This window comes from Pseudomonas sp. 2995-1 (assembly GCF_002742505.1).
GTDB lineage: Bacteria > Pseudomonadota > Gammaproteobacteria > Pseudomonadales > Pseudomonadaceae > Aquipseudomonas > Aquipseudomonas sivasensis.
This window is the reverse complement of the sequence record NZ_LJSA01000580.1, coordinates 25,600-45,899: the sequence shown is the minus strand read 5'-3', so window position 1 is coordinate 45,899 and position 20,300 is coordinate 25,600. Positions and strand designations below refer to the sequence as shown.

Here is a 20,300-nt window from a genome sequence, read left to right as displayed (position 1 = left end):
GCGTTAGACTTACCGGTCAATATCCGCAACGCCTGGCCCATCGTCCTCAAGGAAGCCCCATGTCCCCACGCCGCCTGATCCTGTGCCTCATCCCCTTGCTGGTGCTGGCCGGTTGCTCCACTTCACGCGGTCCGCAGCAACCGGAGCGCAGCGAGGCCGAGGTGAAGGCGCAGATCGTGCGTCTGCTTCCAGCCAAGGTGGCGGATCGCAATGGTTGGGCCCAAGACATCTACACCGCTTTCGACACCCAAAAGATCTACCCCAGCACCGAGAATATTTGCGCTGTGCTGGCGGTGACTGAGCAGGAGTCCACTTATCAGGTGGACCCACCCGTACCCAATATGGGCAAGATCGCCCAGGACGAAATCCTGCGCCGCGCCGGCAAAGTGCATGTGCCGGCGTTCGTGGTGCGCAGCGCGCTGCAATTGAAGTCGCCCACCGGAAAGTCCTACGCCGACCGGTTGAGTGCGGCACGTACGGAGAAAGACCTCAGCGCCATCTTCGACGACTTCATCAGCATGGTGCCCTTGGGCAATACGTTGTTTGGTGGCTTCAACCCTGTGCACACCGCTGGCCCCATGCAGGTCAGCATCGACTTTGCGCAGAAACAGGCGCGGGGTTATCCCTACACGGTGGACGGCACGATTCGTCGGGAGGTCTTCACTCGGCGTGGCGGCATGTACTTTGGCATCGCCCACTTGCTCGGTTATCCGGTGAATTACGACCAGCCGCTGTACCGTTTTGCCGACTTCAACGCGGGCTGGTATGCGAGCCGCAATGCGGCGTTTCAGGCAGCGGTCAGCCGTGCTTCAGGGGCTGAGTTGGCGCTGGATGGGGACTTGATCCGCTATGGATCACTGCTGCCGGGCACCACCGAACTGGCGGTGCGCTCCCTGGGCGCCAAGCTGGACATGCGTAACCCCAGCATCCGCAGCCAACTGGAGCAGGGCGAGCAGTTGGATTTTGAGGACACCACCCTTTACAAGCGTGTATTTGCGTTGGCTGACAAGGCTGCTGGTAAACCGATGCCTCGGGCGATCCTGCCGGGCATCGTGCTCAAGAGTCCAAAGATCACTCGCAACCTGACCACGGCATGGTTTGCCAAGCGGGTGGATGAGCGGTTTCAGCGCTGTATGAAGCGCTGATCACCTTTGTGGCGAGGGGGCCAGAGGACGCTCACTGGCCACAGGACGCCTGCCCCTCACGACAAACTTACGCCACAGCCAAACCCACAACCACACCACCGGGAACGCCAGGATCACGAACGGCAGCACATAGCTGGCGCGTTCCAAGGCATCTGCGGTGCCCTCTACCAGATTAGTCCCCAGGTTGCTGAACATCCGGCTGAAGCGTGAAGCTTGGTTCGCGCCATCGGATGAGCGGAAGTTCAAGGTGACGCGGTTGGTGTCGAGACGACGTTGCTGGCCGGCGGCAATCTGGGCAAGTTCCTGCAGGTCGTTTTCAATGCCGGCCTGTTCCTTGCTCAAGGCGATCAGGTCGCTAACGGTGATGTCCTTGCGCTTGGCCAGTTCGTCGAGACGTTGTTGCTGGGCCTGCAGGCGGGCTTGGCGGCGGTTTACATCGGCAACTGCGTCGGCCAGGTCTTCGGCGGTGGTGATGCGCTGGCCAAGTGTGCCGCCTTCAGCCGCCATGGCGACTATCGGTTCCACACCCGTTGGTGCGATGCGCAAGATGATCTCGCCACCGCTACCGTCTTCGGTGATACCCAGGATATTGCACGCGCCAAACCTCGCTGTTTCACACGCCTCACGGGTGGCCTGCATCCTTGGCGCGAGCAGGGCGCCGGGCAGGGCCAGGGTCAATTCATGCTCATAGGCCAATTGGGCACCGGCTTTGCCTTGTTCACCGTTGATCACCGTGGCGCGAGAGTGATCCTTGGGGGAGCAGCCGGCCAGGGCCAGGCCGGTCAGCAAGATCAACAGTGGCACGCGAAGCGATTTAAGGTTGCCGTCCGGATGGCGCATTGCAGTTCCTTGAGGTGTACGGGGAAATTGGCGGCGATTAAAGCGGGTCTGGCGGATTAACGCAAAGCATCGCGCAAGATTTGCGCAGTTGATGGTGATGGCTACCGTTTGGAGCGTGGCGTACATGTCAAACCTGACGCCAAGGAAGAACTGCCATGATTGCTCGCGCCGTGCCTGAAGGTTTTGCCCCTCTGCCTCGTAGCAGCCCATTGCTCGACCTGCTTGGCCCTGCGTATTGCCGGGGGGAGGGATTGCAACTGGAAGTCGGCCTGCGCGCCGACAATCGCCACGCCAATGGGCGCGGCACGGTGCATGGCGGGGTCTTGGCAACCCTGGCGGATATCGGCATGGGCTACGCGATGGCGTTTTCCAGTGAGCCGCCGTTGCCGCTGATTACTGCGAGCATGACCGTGGATTACCTGGGGGCGGTGCAGGTGGGCGAGTGGATTACCGTGCGCTTGGAGCATCACAAACGTGGGCGGCAGATGGCATTTGGGACGGTGAGTTTGCAGGTGGGGGAGAAGGTTGTGGCGCGGGCGAATGCGGTGTTTGCGGTGCCTCAGTCTGACACCCAATGAAGATCTGATGTGGGAGGGGGGCAAGCCCCCTCCTGCATTATCAGCCGCGTTCGAGGGCGAGGGCTACGCCTTGGCCGCCACCGATGCACAGCGTTGCGAGGCCTTTCTTGGCGTCGCGCTTGATCATTTCATGCAGCAGGGTCACCAGCACGCGGCAGCCTGAAGCGCCGATGGGGTGTCCGATGGCAATGGCGCCGCCGTTGACGTTGACCTTTTCGGCGTCCCATTCCAGCTCTTTGCCCACCGCCAACGCTTGAGCGGCGAAGGCTTCATTGGCTTCGATCAGGTCCAGGTCACTCAGTTTCCAGCCAGCTTTATCCAGGCATCGACGGGTGGCCGAGACCGGGCCGATGCCCATGATCGCCGGGTCGACGCCGGCGTTGGCGTAGCTGGCAATTCGCGCCAATACCGGCAGGCCGAGGGCCTTGGCTTTGTCGGCACTCATCAGCAGCACCGCTGCGGCGCCGTCATTGAGGCTTGAGGCGTTGCCGGCCGTGACACTGCCGTCTTTCTTGAACGCTGGTTTGAGCTTGGCCAGGGATTCGGCGGTGGTGCCGGCGCGCGGCTGTTCATCCACGGCGAAGGACACGGGGTCGCCCTTGCGCTGGGGGATCAGGATCGGTGTGATTTCGTCCGCAAAGCGCCCGGCTTCGATGGCCGCGCTGGCTTTTTGCTGCGATGCGGCAGCGAACGCGTCCTGGGCTTCACGGCTGATGTTGTACTTGTCCACCAGGTTTTCGGCGGTGATGCCCATGTGGTAGTCGTTGAACGCATCCCACAGGCCATCGGTGATCATGCTGTCGACCATTTTGGCGTGGCCCATGCGCAAACCGGTACGTGCCGCGGGCAATACGTACGGGGCAAGGCTCATGTTCTCCATGCCGCCGGCGATGATCACGTCCGCGTCGCCGCAACGGATGGCTTGGGCGCCGAGGTGAAGAGCCTTGAGGCCTGAGCCGCAGACCTTGTTCAGGGTCAGGGCGGGCACGGCGTGGGGCAGGCCGGCGAGGATCGACGCCTGGCGCGCCGGGTTCTGGCCTGAGCCTGCGGTAAGTACCTGGCCAAGGATCACTTCATCCACTTGAGCCGGGTCCAGGCCGGTCTGCTCCAGCAGGCGACGGATCACGGCGGCGCCCAGTTCCGGCGCCGGGATGCTGGCCAGGGAACCTTGAAAGCTGCCCACGGCGGTGCGGGTGGCAGCAACAATCACGACGTCTTGCATGGAATCTGTCCTCACTGGAAGTGCATTTCTGGAACGTGGTCCGGGACGATCAGTTTACCGGCGGTCTTGCTCACAATCTCTTCAACGCTGACGCCTGGTGCGCGTTCCTTGAGGACAAAAGCGCCATTTTCGATTTCCAGGTACGCCAGGTCGGTCAGGACACGCTTGATGCAGTTGGCGCCGGTCAGCGGTAGGCTGCACTGGCTGAGCAACTTGGATTCGCCGTCCTTGGACGCGTGAGTCATGATCACGATGATGTTTTCCGCGCCTGCCACCAGGTCCATGGCGCCGCCCATGCCTTTGACCAATTTGCCAGGGATCATCCACGAGGCGATGTTGCCGTGTACGTCGACTTCAAACGCGCCAAGCACGGTGAGGTCGACGTGGCCGCCGCGAATCATCGCGAAAGACTCGGCAGAGGAGAAAATCGACGCGCCGATACGCGCGGTCACGGTTTGCTTGCCGGCGTTGATCATGTCGGCATCGATGGTTTCTTCGGTAGGAAACGGCCCCATGCCCAGCAGGCCGTTTTCCGATTGCAGCATGACTTCCATGCCTTCGGGAATGTAGTTGGCCACCAGGGTCGGAATGCCGATGCCGAGGTTCACGTAGAAACCGTCCTGCATTTCGCGGGCGACGCGTTGAGCCATTTGTTCGCGGGTCAGAGCCATGGTTGTGTTCCTCTTATTCTTAGGGCTGGAGGCGGATTATTTGCGCACGGTGCGCTGTTCGATGCGCTTCTCGAACGTGCCGCAGATGATCCGGTCGACGTAGATGCCAGGGGTGTGGATCTGCGCCGGGTCCAGCTCGCCCGGTTCGACGATTTCCTCGACTTCGACCACGGTGATCTTGCCGGCAGTGGCGGCCAGCGGGTTGAAGTTCTGGGCGGTGTGGCGATAGATGACGTTGCCGAAGTGGTCGGCTTTCCAGCCTTTGACGATGGCGAAGTCGCCGGTGATGGATTCTTCCATCAGGTACGGACGACCATTGAATTCACGGGTTTCCTTGCCCTCGGCGACGGGGGTGCCAACACCGGTGGCGGTGAAGAAGGCCGGGATACCGGCACCGCCTGCGCGCATTTTCTCTGCGAGGGTGCCCTGGGGGGTGAGGACCACTTCAATTTCGCCGCTGAGCAGTTGTTTCTCGAACAGAGCGTTTTCACCCACGTAGGAGGCGATCACTTTGCTGATCTGTTTTTCTTCCAGCAGCACGCCCAAGCCGAAACCGTCGACACCGCAGTTGTTGGAAACGACGGTCAGGTCGCGGGTGCCTTTGCGCTTGATCTCGTTGATGAGGTTTTCTGGAATGCCGCACAGGCCAAAACCGCCGGAGAGTACGGTCATGCCGTCTTCCAGGCCTGCCAGCGCTTCTTCATAGGACGCTACGCGTTTATCGAAACCTGCCATATGCACCTCTTTTATTGTGTGTGGTCCAGCCAGTGAACCGAGTGTTGCGCTGACGGATTGATTTGTTAAGTTGTTTTTTAAGGTTGATTGATTTAAAAAACAGCATAGTTCATTCCCCCTCGGAGCAGCGTCATGACCGTTAAGCAGATGCGGGCGTTTCTCGCCGTGGCCCAGAGCCTGAGTTTTGCCGCCGCCTGCGAGCGCTTGCATCTCTCTCAATCGGCGCTGAGCCTGACGATCAAGGGCTTGGAGGAAGGATTGGGTGGCCGCTTGTTCAGCCGTAACACCCGCAACGTTGCACTGACCCCGGAAGGTGAATCCCTGTTGCCCCTGGCGCGCCGGCTGATTGCGGATTGGGACAATGCCGAAGATGAGCTGCGCCAACGGTTCACGCTGCAACGCGGTCGGGTCACGGTGGCGGCGATGCCATCGTTTGCAGGCAATTTGCTGCCGCCGATCCTGAAGATATTCCGTGCACGTTACCCCCAAGTGAATGTGACAGTGCATGACTTGATCAATGAGCAAGTGCTGGAGATGGTTCGCGACCGTCAGGTGGAGCTGGGCGTCGCATTTGAGCCGTCGGAAGGCTCGTCTTTGGCATTCACACCGTTGTACTTGGATCGCTTTATTGCCGTAGTGCCGGGTGATTCGCCTTTGGCGCACTGTGCCGAGATCGATTGGGCGACGTTGCTGGAGCAGCCGTTCATCACGTTGCAGCGACCGTCCACGGTACGAGTGATGCTGGAAGAGCACTTGGGCGCCTTGCGGATGAAACTGCCCGTGGCGCTGGAAAGCCATCAACTGGCAACGGTTGGCAAGATGGTTGCCAATGGCCTCGGCGTCAGCGCCGTGCCTGCGTTGTGTGCCCAGCAGATGGAAGAGGCTGGCGCCCATTGCATCACCTTAAACAGCCCGGTGATTGAGCGGCCGATTGGTGTGCTGACCAAGCCTGGGCATGAGCTGTCGGCGGCGGCGCAAGTATTGTTTGATATTTTTCGGGATGAGGCGGGGAAGGGGCGGTTTCCGGCGTTGTTATAAGGCAGCAATTAAAAAGCCCGCTCGAACTAACGAGCGGGCTTTAATATTTAATGCTGAGTGATCAGCAGTATCTATCAATCACTTTTACTTGCGATTGGCCTTTAAGGTTCTGCCATTCGGTATTGAGTGTATGAAAGACCTGTTCGATAAAGTTGCGATCAGCCGCGGCCTTCTTGCCGACATAACCCTGGCCACGGCGGTACACCTTCAGGCGCGCTGCCAGTTCACGGTTATTGCGGTCAAACTCGGCTTCTTCGGTATTGGGCTCCAGGCAGTCAAGTTGCACTTCGCCCGATTTGCCAATCCACAAGATATGGTCGTCGAGCGTGTCTTTCTGCGCTGCGAACATCTCAGCCAATTCATCGATAGTTGGTTGGTTGTTCAGATTCATGTGTAAGCCCCTTGACCAGTTGGCGATCTATCAGTTAATTCCGTTAAAACTGCTTAGTTGTCTCCGGTTCTGAAAACCGGGCGTCAGTGACGGTCTGCCGAGTACGGGCAGGGTCTTGAACCTGATGCATGTAGTCTTGCTGATGAACTGCTACGCAATGGTTTCATAACGAAGACAAGCAGCGTTTGAGCTCCTTGTACCCATCCCTCCGGGGTGGGTCAGCTTCATCAATCTGCCTTGTGGGCAGTGCACATCCGGAAAAAACAGCTCGGCGGTCAGACGAGCTCTTTCAAAACGCTTGTTACCAACGCTCCCGATCCGGGAGACGTCTCGATAATGCAAGGACAAAAAGGTTACGTCAACGGTTATGTAGTGATTATTTTTATTCACTACATAAATCATTGTAGGGACGGGGAAATGCGGGATAACGTGACTTGGGCGTCACTTTTTGGAGGTTTGGTTCGATCTTCGAAGGCTTGGCGAGCATCCAGGGTGAGCGTTCCACACGTCAGATAAGCCGTTCTGCCAGCAAGGGCAGTAATACCTCGCACGATGCTTGGACCTTCATCTGCAACAACTCATCCCCACGGGTCTTGCCCAGGTTGATGGCGATCACCGGTTTGCCTTGCTCGACCATTGCCTTGCACAGACGAAATGCCGAATAGGCCATCAGCGACGATCCCACTACCAGCAACCCCTCGGCATGTTCCACCGCAGCCATCGCTGCGGCGGCCGTTGCCGTGGCGACGTTTTCACCGAAAAACACTACGTCCGGCTTGAGTCGTTGACCGTGGCAATAGGGGCATCGGGGAACTTGGAAGCGCTCTTCAAACGCAGGGTCGAGGAGGGTATCGCCATCCGGCGCTTGAACGGCATCAACGCCCGCCAGATAGGGATTCTCGGCTTCCATCAACCGTTGGATAACGTTGCGATCACTGCGCTGCTGACAGTCCAGGCATAGCACCCTGTGCAGGCTGCCATGCAGTTCGATCACGTCGTGGCTACCGGCTTGGTCATGCAGCGTGTCGACGTTTTGCGTGATCAGCCCGCTGATGCGCTGGTGTTGCTGCAGCGTCGCCAGCGCCATGTGCGCCTTGTTCGGCGTGGCAATGCGTACCCTTGGCCACCCCAGCATCGCGCGTGCCCAGTAACGGCGACGAGCCTGTGGCGTGGCCAGGAATTCCTGGTACATCATCGGTGCCTTGCCTCGGCGCACGCCCTCGCTGTCGCGGTAATCGGGAATTCCCGATGACGTACTGATCCCTGCACCGGTCAGCACCAGAAAGCGCCGTTCGGCCATGTCCCGGTGCAGGATGTCGAGATGGTCTTCCTGGTGTTCCTGGCTGTCGAGCATGGGGTCTCCCTATTCGCCGCGGATGTACTGCTCCAGCTGTTTAATCAGGTCTGCCTGGTCGGCAATGGCTTCCTTCACCAGATCGCCGATGGACAGCAGGCCCAACAGCTGACCTTCTTCGACCACAGGCAGGTGGCGAAGGTGACTGTCGGTCATGATATTCATGCACTCATCGACCTTTTTGTGAGGGGCGACGCATATCACCGGCGAACTCATAACTTCATCGACCCGCGTCGTTACCGACGATAGACCTTTGAGAATGAGCTTACGTGCGTAATCGCGCTCGCTGATGATCCCCACCACCACGCCTTCCTTGACGACCGGCAAGGCCCCGACGTTTTTCTCCGACATCCGCACCAGCGCTTCAAACACGGTGTGGTCCCATTGGATGGTGTGGACGTCCTGGTTTTTAAGATCCTTGGCTTTGAGTACTTCTGCGACAGTTTTCATGGCGGCCACTCCGGTGTTGTTATCAGGTAGTCAAGGTGCCCTAAAGAATCCTAGACGGCCTGCGCGGGAGCAAGGTCCAAAGCGGCGTTAAACCCGTCGAAAAACGTCATTCGCCGGATTTTTTTGCGGTTTACCCCGCAGTTGTCGGCTTTTTGGCGCGCTTTGGTCCGGTAGCGGTCTTGCGGGGGGCGCTTTTGCGTTTCTTTTTCCACGGGGCTGTGCCTCGACCTGCGGGGCTCGCCGGACCGGTGATGATCATGCGCATACCATTGCATCGCGCCACTTGTTTGCTCATCCAGGCCGCCTGCTTGGCGACGAACTCTTCCAGGCTCATTTCGCCGCTTTGCACCATGTCCAGCGCTTGTTCCCAGATTGCGGTGGTGCCGGGGTCAGCGATGGCGCGGGGCACTGCGTCGATCAGGCTGAACGCCGCCGGGGTAGCCGACAGCGCCTTGCCGTTCTTCACCAGGTAACCTCGATCAAGCAAACCCTGGATAATCCCGGCGCGGGTCGCTTCAGTGCCGATACCAGTGGTGTCCTTGAGTTTTTGTTTGAGGAGCGGGTCTTCCACCAGTTTGGCGACGTTTTTCATTGCCTTGATCAGGTCGCCTTCGGTAAAGGGTTTGGGCGGCTGAGTCCACAAATCCTTGAGGTTGACCTTGTCCACTGCGTAGTCCTGGCCCTGTGTCAGCGTCGGTAAGGCCTGTGGCGCAGGTGTCTCACGGCCTCTGGTCGGCGCCAACGCTTCGGGCAGGGCGCGCTTCCAGCCTGGCTCTATCACGACTTTGCCGACCGCGCGCAATGCGAAACCTGCGCAGTCGAAATCCGCCTGGGTGCGATCGTATTCATGGTTGGGCAGGAACTGCGCCAGGTAGCGCGCACGAATCAGCGTGTACACCGCGCGATGTTTACCGGTGAGTTGCCCGACGTCCTTGCCAGCGCCCGTGGGGATGATGCCGTGGTGAGCGCTGACCTTGGCGTCGTTCCAGGCCCGCGAGCGGCGTTGGGGGTCGATATGGGGCATCAGCTCGTTGACTGCCGTATCGGCACGGCCCAGTGCGGCGAGAATCTTTGGTGCGTCGCTGTGTTGGCTCACCGGCAGGTAGCCGCAGTCACTGCGCGGGTAGGTGATGACTTTGTGGGTTTCGTAGAGGGATTGGGCGATGTCCAGGGTTTCCTGGGCGCCGAGGCCGAGCTTCTTGGAGCAGATCTCCTGCAAGGTACCCAGGTCGAAGGGCAGGGGCGCCACTTCGCGCATGCGTTCGGTTCGCAGTTTTACCAGGCGTGCGCTGGAGGCGCGGGTCATGGCATCGGCGGCTTCTCGGGCAAGTTGCGGGTTCAGGCAGCGGCCTTGGTCGTCGCAGGCATCTTCGGCAGCCCGCCATTGGGCGGTGAAGGTCATGCGTTCGTGGCGCAGGTCCACATCGATGGCCCAATAAGCCACGGGGACGAAATCGGCGATGCTGCGATCGCGGTCCACCACCAGACGCAAAGTCGGGGTTTGCACCCGACCCACCGGCAGCACACCTTGATAACCGGACTGACGCCCAAGGAGCGTAAACAGGCGACTCATGTTCATACCGATCAGCCAGTCGGCGCGGGAGCGGCCCAGGGCCGAGTGATACAGGCTGAAGGTCTCTGCACCCGGCTTGAGCGCCGCCAGGGCTTTGCGAATGGAGGCGTCATCCAGTGCCGACAGCCACAAACGCTGGATCGGCCCGCGATAACGACAGTGTTCCACCAGCTCCCGGGCGATCATCTCGCCCTCGCGGTCGGCGTCGGTGGCAATCACCAACTCCTGCGCTTCCCCCAGCAGGCGCTTGACCGCTTTGAACTGGCTGGCGGTCTTGGGCTTGACCAGCATTTTCCATTTTTCCGGGACGATTGGCAGGTCGGCCAGTACCCAGCGCTTGTACTTGGCGTCATAGGCATCGGGCGGAGCGGTTTCCAGCAGATGGCCGATGCACCAGGTGACGGTGACCCCATTGCCCAGCCAGCAGCCATCGCCCCGGCGACTGGCGCCGAGCACGGCCGCGATGTCCTTGGCCTGGGAGGGTTTTTCACAGAGGTACAGCCGCATGGTCAGCCCATTCGTTACACAGATGAATGGGGAGCAGAATGGGCAAAAGAAGGGATTTGATCAACCTTTATCTGGATGGATATACAGCAAATTATGTGAGCACTGCGAAGCCAATATGCGAGGGGGGTTGCTCCCGATTGTGGTCTATCAGTCACTGTAACGGTGACGGAACCACTGCTATCGGGAGCAAGTCCCCTCCCACAGGGGACTGTCGCCGTTCTGTAGATCAGTTGTTATCGATATCCACATGCCGCGTTTCTTTAAGGAAGAACAGCCCGACAATCAGGCTCACCCCGGTAATCACCACCGGGTACCACAAGCCGTAGAAGATATCCCCTGTGTACACCACCAGCGCAAACGACACGGTCGGCAGGAACCCGCCAAACCAGCCGTTACCGATGTGGTATGGCAGTGACATCGAGGTGTAGCGGATACGCGTCGGGAACAGTTCCACCATCAGGGCCGCCAGCGGGCCGTAGCACATGGCCGCGATCAGGATCAGCGCAACGATCAGTACCACCACCATGACTTTGTTGACCTGAGCCACATCCGCCGAAGTCGGGTAACCGGCCAAGGTTACCGCGCCACGCAGGGCTTTTTCGTCAAAACCGTCGATACGCACGTCGCCCACGCTCACCTGCACCGGGCTGCCGGCGGGGGCGGCGGCGCTGCTGTAGGGCAGGCCTTGCTTGACCAGGAAGGTCTTGACCTTGTCGCACGGGCTGTCAAATTTTGCCTTGCCCACGGGGTCGAACTGGAAGGTACAGGTGGCTGGGTCGGCCAGTACGGTGATCGGGGCCTGGGTACTGGCCTGGTCCATCGCCGGGTTGGTGTAGTGCGCCAGGCTCTTGAAGATCGGGAAGTACAGCAAGGTAGCCAGCAGCAGGCCGAGCATCAGCACCGGCTTGCGCCCGACTTTGTCCGACAGCCAGCCAAAGAAGATAAAGAACGGCGCGCCGATCACCACGCTGATGATCAGCAGCATGTTGGCCAATGCAGGGTCCATCTTCAGGAATTGGGTGAGGAAGAACAGCACGTAAAACTGCGCCGCGTAGAAGGTCACCGCTTGCCCGCCGTTAATGCTGAACAGCGCAATCAGCACGACCTTGAGGTTTTCCCACTTTCCGAAGGACTCGCGGATCGGCGCCTTGCTGGCCTTGCCTTCCTCTTTCATCTTCAGGAAGGCCGGCGACTCGTGCAGGCTCATGCGGATCCATGTGGAAATGCCCAGCAGTACGATGGAAAACAGGAACGGAATGCGCCAGCCCCACACTTCGAACTGGTCGCCAGTGAAGTAGCGGCAGGCCAGCACCACCAGCAGCGACAGCAGCAGGCCGAGGGTAGCGGTGGACTGAATCCAACTGGTATGGAAGCCACGTTTGCCGGCGGGTGCATGCTCGGCCACATAGGTCGCCGCGCCGCCGTATTCACCGCCCAACGCCAGGCCTTGCAGCATGCGCAGCACGATCAGAATGATCGGCGCCGCAATGCCGATGCTGGCGTAGGTCGGCAGCAAACCGACGCAGAAGGTGGCGACACCCATCAGGATGATAGTCACCAGGAACGTGTACTTGCGCCCGATCATATCGCCCAGACGGCCGAACACCAGCGCGCCGAACGGGCGCACCACAAAGCCGGCTGCAAAGGCCATCAAGGCAAAGATAAATGCCGTGGTGTCGTTGACCCCGGCAAAGAACTGCTTGCTGATCACGGCCGCCAGCGCGCCGTAGAGGAAAAAGTCATACCACTCGAACACCGTCCCAAGGGACGAGGCGAAGATGACCTTCTTGGAGTCGTTGCTGGCGCTCGCGTCTCTCGTCGAGCCCAGGGTTTGAGCGTGTTCTGACATCGGGTAGCCCTCACAGTGATTATTTATTGTTGTTCCACTGTCGGCGCCAGGTTTGGCGCCGCTATTCAGATTGCATGAACCAGTTCTTTCTCCGGGGCGAGACTCCTTGTGTTCGGCGAAAGGATCAGCTGCGCGGCCTTTTCCGCGATCATCAGCGTCGGTGAACAGGTATTGCCGGACGTAATGCGCGGCATGATCGAGGCATCGGCGATGCGCAGGCCGGGCACGCCATGCACCCGCAGTTGCGCATCGACCACGGCGTCTTTGTCGCTGCCCATGCGGCAAGTGCCCACCGGGTGGAAAATGGTGGTGCCGATACGGGCGGCGGCTTCGTGCAGTTCCTCTTCGGTTTGCAGCGAGTCACCGGGCAGATACTCCACCGGCTTGAACTGGCTCAGGGCGGGGGCAGCGACGATGCGTCTGGTCAGGCGAATCGCGTCGGCGGCCACGCGCAAGTCTTGCGGATGGCTGAGGTAGTTGGGTTGTATCAGCGGCGCATCCGCCGGGTTGGCCGAGCGGATATCAATACGGCCACGGCTCTGCGGGCGCAGATCACACACCGAGGCGGTGAATGCCGGGAATGCGTGCAGCGGCTCGCCGAAGCGCTCCAGGGATAGCGGCTGCACGTGGTATTCGAGGTTGGCCGAGGTTTGTTCCGGGCCGGAGCGGGCAAACGCGCCGAGCTGACTGGGCGCCATCGACAGCGGGCCGCTGCGGTCGTACAGGTAGCGCAGCCCCATGCCCATTTTGCCCCACACGGTGCCGGCGATCTGGTTCAGGGTGCGGGCTTTTTCCAGCTTGTAGATCAGCCGCAGTTGCAGGTGATCCTGCAAGTTGCCGCCAACGCCAGGCAGTTCATGCAGCACATCAATGCCCAGAGGCTTGAGTACGCTGGATGGGCCGATGCCTGAACGTTGCAGAATGCCTGGCGAGCCCACGGAACCGGCGCACAGCACGATCTCCTTGCACGCCTTCCAACTCATCTGCTGACCGTTTTGACGCCCGACCACCGCCGAGGCGCGACCGTTTTCCAGGACCACGCGGTCGACTTCGACTTCTGTCAGCACGGTGAGGTTGGGACGTTGGCGGATAGGCTTGAGAAACGCCTTGGCCGCGTTCCAGCGCACGCCGGCTTTCTGGTTGACCTGAAAGTAACCGCAGCCCTCGTTATCGCCCTGGTTGAAGTCATTGATAGCGGCGATGCCGCTTTGCGCTGCCGCCTCACGAAATGCATCCAGGATCGGCCATGACAGGCGCTGCTGCTCGACCCGCCATTCACCGCCGTCGCTGTGGAATTCCGAGCCACCGGCAAAGTGGTTTTCGCTCTGCTTGAACAGTGGCAGCACATCTTTCCAGGCCCAGCCCGGGTTACCTTGCGCCGCCCAGCCGTCGTAATCCTGGGCCTGGCCGCGCATGTAGATCATGCCGTTGATGGACGAGCAGCCGCCCAGCACCTTGCCGCGCGGGTAACTCAGGGCACGGCCTTGCAGGCCTTCCTGGGCTTCGGTCTTGAAGCACCAGTCGGTGCGTGGGTTGCCGATGCAGAAGAGGTAGCCGACGGGGATGTGGATCCAGGGGTAATTGTCGCGGCCACCGGCTTCGAGCAGGAGCACGCGGTGGGCAGGGTTGGCGGACAGTCGATTGGCCAGCAGGCAGCCTGCGGGGCCGGCACCTACTACCACGTAATCGTATTGTGCAGCTGCAATGGGCATCTGAGGCCTCGCTTGTTTTTCTTATTGGTTCCATCCTAGTTGTTAGTTTTCGTCTTAAAAATGTTAGTTTTTACCCAGCTGCTGTGCGTTTTTAAACAGCGTTGCCCTGGCTGATTGAATGGAGGCGATATGTTCGACTGGAATGACCTACGGTTCTTTCTTGAGCTCCAACGCAGTGGTCGTCTGCTTACTGCCGCGCAGCGCCTGAAAACCACCCACGCCACCGTGGCCCGGCATATCGAGGCCATCGAAAAAAGCCTCGGCACCGCGCTTTTCGTGCAGCACGCCCAGGGCTACGAACTGACGCCTTCCGGCGAGGCCCTGCTCAAACACGCTGAAGCCATGGAAAACGTTGCGCTGCTGGCCGAAGACGAACTCACGCATTCCGCCGCGCCGCTGGGCAAGATCCGCCTCGGCGTGGCTGAAGGCCTGGGCGTGATGTTTCTCGCCAGTCGCATGGGCGGGCTGTTTGAACGTTATCCGGGATTGGAAGTGGAACTGGTGGCGGTGCCGCGCTTTGTCAGCATCCTCAATCGCGAAGCGGAAATCAGCATCCACCTAGAACGCCCCAGCGTCGACCAACTGGTCACCCGCAAACTCACCGATTACCGCCTGGCCCTTTACGCCAGCCGCGCTTACCTGGACCGCAACCCTGCCATCGAAAAACGCGAAGACCTCGCTGCCCATTCCTGGATCGATTACGTCGACGACCTGTTGTTCAGCCAGGAGCTGAAATTCCTCAGCAGCTTCTGCCGTAACCCCAAAGTGGTGTTTCACAGCACCAGCGTGATCGCACAACACCAGGCTGCGCGCTCCGGATTGGGCATTGCGGTGTTGCCGTGCTTCATGGCTGCCGGCGATCCGGAGCTGGTCGCGTTGCTGCCGGGGGAGGGGATCCAGCGCAGCTACTGGATCAGCTCGCGCAGGGAGCTGCACAAGTCGGTGCGGCTGCGGGTGTTGTGGGATTACGTGGTGGAGTTGTGCGCGCGGGAGCAGCCACAGTTGCTCGGCGAGTCGACCTGAAGAAACCGAAGCAAAACTGTGGGAGTGGGCTTGCTCTCGGTAGCGGTGGGCCGGTCGCCAGATGGGCTGGCTGATACACCGCTATCGGGGGCAAGCCCCTCCCACATTGAGCGGCGGTGTTGGCTAAACATCGGGTTAATCGCGCAATTCGAATTCAGCGCTGCCGAGCCTTTCTCCATTCAACAGCACATGCACCCTATGCCGACCGGGATAGTGCTTGCGTGTAGTCAGTTCACGAATATGTTGCTCGCGGCGCAGGCTGTGTCGTTCTCCCGCGCCCAGCGTAAACGCCTTGAGCTTGAACACCTTGCTCGCGCTATGCCCGGCGCTTTTTACATAGTCGATGGCGTAATCCACCACCAGTTTTTGCGCAGTGGCCGCGGTGGATTCCAGGCTGAACGACAGGTTAATCCGCTCGCCCAGATTGATCACCGCCGGCGTCACGCTCAAGTTATGGAGCTTCACCTCGGCCCTGGCGCCGGCGCCCATGATGGTCAGCGCACGGGTGTTGCCCTGTTTGATCAGGCTGCGCAGCGCATGACGGGCAATCCAGGCAGTGTGCGGGTTATCCAGGTTCCAGCCTTCGATCAGGCTGAGCACCCATTCCGGATGGTCCTTGGTGATGTCGTTGAGGTGATTGGCCACGGACTTGCGCACATAAAGGCTCGGATCGGCCTTTAGGTTGTCGAGGATCGAGGCGCATAACGCTGGGTTGGCCTGCACTTCGGTCAGGCGAAACGACCATGGCAAACGGGGCCGCGAGCCTTCGCTGGCCAGGCGGCGTACGTGGTCGTTGTCATCCAGGGACCATGCCTGCATCACTGCCAGGGAGCGTTCGAAGTCGTGCAGCAAGAAGTGTCTTATCGCGAACTCGGCCGAGCCAAAGGTGGTGAAGTACTTGAGCGCCGCCATGGAGCGCTCGAAGTCAGCCAGGCCGTAACTTGCCACGTAGTGCGGTAGAAACAGGCTGACAAATCCACTGTTCAGGCGTGGCGCCAGGGCGTAAAGCAGCTTGAGGCTTTTGGGGTAATCCAGGGGGATCACCGTGTGTAGGCTTTCGCTGACCCGTGCCATGCGCTGCATTACCGACAACTCGTCCAGCCCGGCGGTGGCGTGTTTGAGGAAACCTTTGGCGTCGAACGCGGGATACACCGCCGTCATTTCAGTGGCGATGTGTTGCAGGCGTTCGACGTTGAAGATTTCCTTGAGGGTCGGGGCGCTTTGGTCGGTCATCGGTGATTCCATGGCGGTTGAGTCAGAGAAACCAGCGGTATTCCCGCGCGTGGATCTCTTGCTGGAAGGCCAGGTGATCCTGGCGTTTGTTCTCGCAGTACACGTCGACAAATTCGGCGCCCAGCTTATCGCGCAATACTGGCTGATGCTGCATGGCGCGCACGGCATCAAGCATTTCCACTGGGAAGTCGGTGCCGCTGGCGCGGTCCTCGTTCAGTGGCGCGATGGGCTCCTGTTTGGCTTCCAGGCCATGTTCCAAACCGATGAGGATCGCCGCCAGCACTAAGTACGGGTTGGCGTCGGCGCTGGCCAGGCGGTGTTCGATGCGCAGGTTGCGCGGGTCAGACTCAGGGATGCGCACGCACGCGTCGCGGTCCTCAAACCCCCAGCAGGCGCGGGTGGCAGCGTTGACCGTGCCGCCCAGGCGGCGGAAAGCGTTGTGGTTGGGCGAGAAGATCGGCATGCAGTGGGGCAGTAATTCCAGGCAGCCGGCCACCGCATGGCGCAACGGTTGTTGCTGATGCGCCGCCAGCAGGTTGTTGCCCGCGCCGTCGTAGAGGCTGACATGCACGTGCATGCCGCTGCCGGGAAATTGCAGGTAGGGCTTGGCCATGAAACTGGCGCGGTAGCCGTGTTTGAGTGCCACGCCCCGGGTGCTGCGACAGAACAGGGCGGCCCAGTCGGCGGCGCGCAGGCCGTCGTCGAGGTGGCCGAAGTTGATCTCGAACTGGCCGGGGCCGAGTTCGGCAGTGATCACCGTGATGTCGATGCCCTGGTCCTTGGCGGTCTGGGCCATATCGTCGAGTACATCGTTGAAGCGTGACAGCCGTTCGATATGCAGGTTGGGCTGGTCGTCGGCGTCATCGCTCAGTGGGTCACGGGCAAATTGCGGCAGGCCGTTGTCGAGTTTCTTGTCGAATAGATAGAACTCCAGCTCGAAGGCCACTACCGGGTGAATACCTTTGTGGTGCAGGCGTTCCAACACCTTGGCCAAGACTTCGCGAGGTTCGAACTCGATCGGCGCGTCGGTACCGTCCGAGGTGATCAACATCTGGCCCAAGGGCTGCGATTCCCAGTTCGCCGGCTTGAGCGTGCCCGGCACCAGGCGGCGGTTGGCGTCTGGGTCGCCGTCGTTGAAGCAGTAATCGCCGATCTTGAACAACCCGCCCTGGGCGCCCAGCAGCACCGCGTTCTGTGGCAACTTGAGCGGGCTGCCGGAGGCGACCTTTTCCAGCATTTCTATGGGATAACGCTTGCCGTAGAAATGCCCGGGGATGTCCAGGGCGATCAGGTCGACGTAGCGCACGTCGGGGTGGTTCTGGCGAAAGGTCCGTACTTCGGCCAGTAACGTGGCGGCATGGCTTTTCACGGGTGCAGCTCCTAGTTGTAAACCCACAACACGCGGGCGGGCAGTTCAGTCAAGTTGGCGTAGCGGCAATGGGCAAAGCTGGCGAGGTGGAAGCTGTCGCCAGGGCCGAGGGTGACCGAATCGGCCTCGCCTTCGACCCACAGTGTTAATTCACCCTCCAGCACAAAACCGGCCTGCTCGGCGCGGTCGCTCATGGTCTGCTCACCACTGTTGGCACCGGGAGCAAGCAGGCTGTCGAGCATCGAAAACGCGCCGTTCATGCTGGGGGAGACCAGGATGTCGGTGATGCCATTGGCGTAATACACCGTGCGCCGCTCGTTGGGGCGCGTGATCCAGTCAATGGCCTTGGGTTTGGGCTGGCTGTAGAAATACGTGGTGGGCACGTCGAGGGCGTGGCTGATGGCAGTGAGGTCCGCCACGGTCGGACGTGACAGGCCGCGTTCCACCTGTGACAGAAAGCCTACCGAACGCTCGATCTTTTGCGCGAGTTGGGCGAGGGTCAGCTTCTTGTGCTTGCGCAGGTCGTGGATCAGGATCGCCAGGGCGTCGAGTTCTTCTTGCTGGTTCATGAAATTTATATCGAGAAATTTCATGAAAAATTACAGGTTTTATTTCATGGAGGCAATGGGGGCGGTGAAGTCGTCGGTAGATGTCTTTAAGCAGCGTTCTTTGCTGAATGATTGCGAACCCTCGCGGTCCGAACCTGGGTACGTGTCATTAATTGAAGGAGCACCCATGAAGTCTAAAACCCTAGCTGCCTGCCTGTTGGTCGTCGCCAGCCTGTCCACCGCCAGCTTTGTGGTACAGGCCGGTGATACGCCTCAGGAAACTGTGCAACCTTCCAACATCAACACCCGTGACCTGAAAGAAGGCGATCGCGCGCCGGATATTCTGATGCGCAAGGAGTCGGCCGTGAGCGACTGGAAAAAGCGCGGTCTCAAGCAGCCCGAGGACGAAAGCCAGTGGGCGCGGGTGGGCGATAAATACGTACTGCTCAAGACCACCAACGGCACCATTCTGGAGATCACACCCGTCAAGAAGTGACCCTCCTTTTTGCCTTGTTCTTGCGTTAAGGTAGCCGACCGCAATGGTCGCGTTACCTTCAAAGAATGAGAGCAGGATGCTTGCCACAATAAGAAACTACCCCCGCACCGTTAACCTGTTGCTGAGCGCCACGTTGCTGCTGACGCTGGCCAAGGCGATTACGTTTCCCTACTTGGTGATCTACCTCACCCATCATTTCACCCTCGACATCACGCAAGTTGGCCTGGTGATCGGCAGCTCGTTGATCGTCGGCTCGCTGCTCAGCGTGTATGGCGGTTTTCTAGTCGACCGCATCAACAGCTATCGGTTATTGCTCTGGATGAGCGTGCTGTTTCTACTGGGGTTTATTGGCACGCTGGTGGCGCAGAACATCTGGACGTTTTATAGCTGCCTGATCCTGATCAACCTTGCGTACGCGGTCATCGATATTGCGGTGAAGGCCGGCTTTGCGAGCCTGCTGCCGGAAGAGGCGCGCAGCGAAGTGTTTTCCATCAAGTACACCCTTACCAACATTGGCTACGCGGTCGGGCCGTTTTTCGGTGCGATGGTGGCGAAGATGGATATCAGCCTGCCGTTTATGTTATCGGCGCTGCTGGGGGCGGGGTTTTTCCTGCTGTATTGGCGCTGGGGCGATCGCACGTTAACCACAGTGGACGTGGCGCAAAAGCCAGTGTCGTTTCTTGCCGTTGGCCGTGTATTGCTGCAGGACCGTCGGCTGGTGTGCTTCACGATGGGCGGTGTGCTCAGTGCAGTCGTGTTCGGCCAGTTCACGGCCTACCTGTCGCAGTACCTGGTGATCACCACCACAGCGCAACACACTTACACCGTGATCAGCGCCGTGCTCACCACCAACGCGGTGATGGTGATCGCTTTGCAATATGTGATCGGCCGGCGCATATCACACCGTCATTTGAGCCAGTGGCTCATCTTCGGCTTGAGCATGTTCATGTTGGGGCTGATCGGCTTTGCGCTGTCCACCAGCGTGATGTGGTGGGTGCTGGCAATGGCGGTGTTCACGGTGGGGGAGATTATCGTGTTCCCGGCCGAATACATGTTTATCGACCGGATTGCCCCGGACCATTTGAGGGGCATGTACTACGGCGCGCAGAACCTGTCCAACCTCGGCGCAGCCCTGGGGCCGGTGTTGTGTGGGCTGGTACTGGCCAACCTGCCGGCCCACACGATGTTCTACATGCTGGGGATGTTTATCGTGGCCGGCGGTGTGTTCTATTTCATTGGTTCGTCGTTGAAGGGAAGTCATTCAGCGTGAGCTTGCCCATGGTGTTGCTCTGCAGTTCGTAGCGCAGTTCTTCCACCATTTTTTCCACTTCTATCGGGGTCTGCAGCCGGTTGGTGCTGATCCCGGTAACCACCAGATCAACCCGGCCGGTATCGGCGTCGTAGACCTTGAGGGTCAAGGACGCATCCCGGCACAGGGTGAACTCGCAGGTCAGTGGCGACAGGCCTTCTTCGATGCAATTTCGCAGTTGGGCGAGGGTAAACATGCGTGTTCCTTCAGGGCATCCAGTTCGATGCCTTGAAGGTTATTGCTTACGCCGCCCCGCC

20 protein-coding genes are annotated in these 20,300 nt (G+C 59.9%); 6 read left to right on the top strand and 14 right to left on the bottom strand.

What is annotated here, in order from left to right; genetic code table 11:
• Window positions 1-59: 59 nt before the first annotated feature.
• Window positions 60-1,145, top strand: coding sequence for a DUF1615 domain-containing protein (locus AOA61_RS28075; RefSeq protein WP_095186508.1), 1,086 nt, complete (start codon window positions 60-62; stop codon window positions 1,143-1,145).
• On the opposite strand, the gene AOA61_RS28070 is transcribed toward AOA61_RS28075, so the two are convergent.
• A complete protein-coding gene (locus AOA61_RS28070; protein WP_099603181.1) occupies window positions 1,146-1,985 on the bottom strand; it encodes a DUF4349 domain-containing protein in 840 nt (279 codons plus the stop codon).
• Window positions 1,986-2,140: 155 nt separating this feature from the next.
• Here AOA61_RS28070 and AOA61_RS28065 point away from each other — a divergent pair, with 155 nt between their 5' ends.
• Window positions 2,141-2,563 carry a PaaI family thioesterase gene (locus AOA61_RS28065; RefSeq protein WP_032886656.1) on the top strand — a complete coding sequence of 141 codons (423 nt, stop codon included), beginning with the start codon at window positions 2,141-2,143 and terminating at the stop codon, window positions 2,561-2,563.
• A gap of 40 nt (window positions 2,564-2,603) precedes the next feature.
• Here the strand turns inward: AOA61_RS28065 and AOA61_RS28060 are convergent, their stop codons facing one another.
• The 3 genes from AOA61_RS28060 to AOA61_RS28050 are packed head-to-tail and all read right to left on the bottom strand — an operon-like array spanning window position 2,604 to window position 5,191.
• Window positions 2,604-3,785, bottom strand: a complete 1,182-nt coding sequence (locus AOA61_RS28060; protein WP_095186510.1) for an acetyl-CoA C-acetyltransferase — start codon at window positions 3,783-3,785, stop codon at window positions 2,604-2,606.
• Between the two features lie 11 nt (window positions 3,786-3,796).
• The gene (locus tag AOA61_RS28055; RefSeq protein WP_032886654.1) at window positions 3,797-4,456 is read right to left on the bottom strand and encodes a CoA transferase subunit B; all 660 of its coding nucleotides are present in this window, start codon (window positions 4,454-4,456) and stop codon (window positions 3,797-3,799) included.
• Between the two features lie 36 nt (window positions 4,457-4,492).
• Window positions 4,493-5,191 carry a CoA transferase subunit A gene (locus tag AOA61_RS28050; protein ID WP_032886653.1) on the bottom strand — a complete coding sequence of 233 codons (699 nt, stop codon included), beginning with the start codon at window positions 5,189-5,191 and terminating at the stop codon, window positions 4,493-4,495.
• A gap of 132 nt (window positions 5,192-5,323) precedes the next feature.
• Here AOA61_RS28050 and AOA61_RS28045 point away from each other — a divergent pair, with 132 nt between their 5' ends.
• A complete protein-coding gene (locus AOA61_RS28045) occupies window positions 5,324-6,229 on the top strand; it encodes a LysR family transcriptional regulator (RefSeq protein ID WP_099603180.1) in 906 nt (301 codons plus the stop codon).
• A 61-nt stretch (window positions 6,230-6,290) separates the two neighbouring features.
• Here AOA61_RS28045 and AOA61_RS28040 read toward each other — a convergent pair whose 3' ends face one another.
• From AOA61_RS28040 to AOA61_RS28010, 6 genes are all read right to left on the bottom strand, one after another.
• The gene (locus tag AOA61_RS28040; RefSeq protein ID WP_032886651.1) at window positions 6,291-6,620 is read right to left on the bottom strand and encodes a hypothetical protein; all 330 of its coding nucleotides are present in this window, start codon (window positions 6,618-6,620) and stop codon (window positions 6,291-6,293) included.
• Window positions 6,621-7,128: 508 nt separating this feature from the next.
• Complete coding sequence (locus AOA61_RS28030) at window positions 7,129-7,974, bottom strand: NAD-dependent protein deacetylase (protein WP_099603178.1); 846 nt, start codon at window positions 7,972-7,974, stop codon at window positions 7,129-7,131.
• A 9-nt stretch (window positions 7,975-7,983) separates the two neighbouring features.
• Window positions 7,984-8,424 carry a CBS domain-containing protein gene (locus AOA61_RS28025; protein WP_099603177.1) on the bottom strand — a complete coding sequence of 147 codons (441 nt, stop codon included), beginning with the start codon at window positions 8,422-8,424 and terminating at the stop codon, window positions 7,984-7,986.
• Between the two features lie 130 nt (window positions 8,425-8,554).
• Complete coding sequence (locus tag AOA61_RS28020; RefSeq protein ID WP_099603176.1) at window positions 8,555-10,504, bottom strand: DNA topoisomerase III; 1,950 nt, start codon at window positions 10,502-10,504, stop codon at window positions 8,555-8,557.
• Window positions 10,505-10,730: 226 nt separating this feature from the next.
• On the bottom strand, window positions 10,731-12,353 hold the full coding sequence (locus tag AOA61_RS28015) for an MFS transporter (protein WP_032886646.1): 1,623 nt from the start codon (window positions 12,351-12,353) through the stop codon (window positions 10,731-10,733).
• A gap of 65 nt (window positions 12,354-12,418) precedes the next feature.
• Window positions 12,419-14,065, bottom strand: a complete 1,647-nt coding sequence (locus AOA61_RS28010) for a GMC family oxidoreductase (RefSeq protein WP_099603175.1) — start codon at window positions 14,063-14,065, stop codon at window positions 12,419-12,421.
• Window positions 14,066-14,194: 129 nt separating this feature from the next.
• On the opposite strand from AOA61_RS28010, the gene AOA61_RS28005 reads away from it, so the two are divergent.
• Window positions 14,195-15,088: a LysR family transcriptional regulator gene (locus AOA61_RS28005; protein ID WP_099603174.1), complete on the top strand. Its 894-nt coding sequence runs from the start codon at window positions 14,195-14,197 to the stop codon at window positions 15,086-15,088.
• A 135-nt stretch (window positions 15,089-15,223) separates the two neighbouring features.
• Here the strand turns inward: AOA61_RS28005 and AOA61_RS28000 are convergent, their stop codons facing one another.
• From AOA61_RS28000 to AOA61_RS27990, 3 genes are read right to left on the bottom strand one after another with little or no spacing between them, the layout of a single operon-like run.
• Window positions 15,224-16,321, bottom strand: coding sequence for a DNA alkylation repair protein (locus AOA61_RS28000; RefSeq protein WP_099603173.1), 1,098 nt, complete (start codon window positions 16,319-16,321; stop codon window positions 15,224-15,226).
• A gap of 22 nt (window positions 16,322-16,343) precedes the next feature.
• Window positions 16,344-17,690, bottom strand: a complete 1,347-nt coding sequence (locus AOA61_RS27995) for a glutamine synthetase family protein (protein ID WP_099603172.1) — start codon at window positions 17,688-17,690, stop codon at window positions 16,344-16,346.
• Window positions 17,691-17,701: 11 nt separating this feature from the next.
• A complete protein-coding gene (locus AOA61_RS27990) occupies window positions 17,702-18,259 on the bottom strand; it encodes a helix-turn-helix domain-containing protein (RefSeq protein ID WP_099603171.1) in 558 nt (185 codons plus the stop codon).
• Window positions 18,260-18,425: 166 nt separating this feature from the next.
• Between AOA61_RS27990 and AOA61_RS27985 the strand changes: the two genes are divergently transcribed.
• Entirely contained in the window at window positions 18,426-18,734 is a 309-nt protein-coding gene (locus AOA61_RS27985) for an RcnB family protein (RefSeq protein ID WP_099603170.1), read from the top strand.
• Between the two features lie 76 nt (window positions 18,735-18,810).
• Window positions 18,811-20,004 carry an MFS transporter gene (locus tag AOA61_RS27980; RefSeq protein ID WP_099603169.1) on the top strand — a complete coding sequence of 398 codons (1,194 nt, stop codon included), beginning with the start codon at window positions 18,811-18,813 and terminating at the stop codon, window positions 20,002-20,004.
• Here the strand turns inward: AOA61_RS27980 and AOA61_RS27975 are convergent.
• The gene (locus AOA61_RS27975) at window positions 19,967-20,239 is read right to left on the bottom strand and encodes a DUF1652 domain-containing protein (RefSeq protein ID WP_095186519.1); all 273 of its coding nucleotides are present in this window, start codon (window positions 20,237-20,239) and stop codon (window positions 19,967-19,969) included. The two genes, AOA61_RS27980 and AOA61_RS27975, sit on opposite strands and share 38 nt — an antisense overlap.
• Window positions 20,240-20,300: the final 61 nt, after the last annotated feature.